Below are 1,082 nucleotides of genomic sequence, written 5' to 3' on the forward strand. Positions count from 1 at the left end.
CCTGTTCCAAAACATCTTGAATCCAAAACAGGTGCAGGAATACTTGAAGTGCTTAAACGATATGGCTATCATGAAAGGACTTACACATGTCGCAAAACTAGTAAGTATTCCGAAATAAACCGCCCGGCAAGGCGGTTTTTTCATATCTGGGGATTGAGATTACAACCAAAGAGCATGGATCTCAACGATCCTTTTCTAAGGTAATGAACGTCCTTAAGAAAAACGCCTCCCAATGGGAGGCGTTTTTCGTATCTGCCAGTTGTAAAAAGGTCGCCTACACTAGCGACCTTGGGGATTCGTACAAAGTGCCGTTACGTTAAATGTTCGCTACCAATCATAATCTCCTGTATGCATAATATCTCCCACTCAACTATAAGGATTTAAAGTGAAAAAACTGATTTTACTAACACTCTTAAGTGCAAGTGCAAGTGCAAGCGAGGCTGACCATTTTTATGTCGGCGGCAATTTACTTGTAGGTCACAATACTGAGTTAGATGCTGGCATTGCGACTATTGATGAAAACAATGACTTAGGTGGAGGGGTGTATGCTGGTTATAATTTTGCCGTTCATCCTAATGTAGATTTTGGTGTGGAGTTAGAATACCAACACTTTGGTGAAGCTGAATTTTTTGAAAATGCCAGTGTTAAAGGTAATGCTTTTTATATCAACGCACGCCCTAAATTTATAGATAAAGGTAATAATTTATATAGCGCACTCATTCTTGGTGTTGGTTCATTAAAGGGTGAAACCAACGTCCTAGGTGTATCTGAATCAGAGTCTAAGTTCTCTTATCAAGCCGGATTGGAAGTAGGTTACATGATTAACAATATAGATCTTTCCATCGGCTACAGATACAGAACTGCTGAATTTGATGGTATCGATATCAACATTCAAGGTGTGACAGTTGGTATGAGATATAATTTCTAGTGTTTGCGTACTTGCTACACTGATTATTTCCTTTATGTTCATCGTAACGAAGAACGTCTCCCTATTGGGATTGGGAGCCGTTCTTGTGTCTAAACCTGGGTTCGCACTAATATATCTGAAAGGCAAAGATGGAAAAAGTCTGTCTATAATGCGT

The 1,082-nt window shown here is 39.5% G+C and carries 1 protein-coding gene; it reads left to right on the plus strand.

The window, feature by feature from the left end; translation table 11 throughout:
- The first annotated feature begins 385 nt into the window (after positions 1-385).
- Positions 386-928, plus strand: a complete 543-nt coding sequence (locus tag R8O70_RS26085; RefSeq protein ID WP_169608392.1) for an outer membrane protein — start codon at positions 386-388, stop codon at positions 926-928.
- The last annotated feature ends 154 nt before the right edge of the window (positions 929-1,082 follow it).

The sequence above is a fragment of the Vibrio sp. 779(2023) genome (genome assembly GCF_033344285.1).
GTDB classification, from domain to species: Bacteria; Pseudomonadota; Gammaproteobacteria; order Enterobacterales; family Vibrionaceae; genus Vibrio; species Vibrio alginolyticus.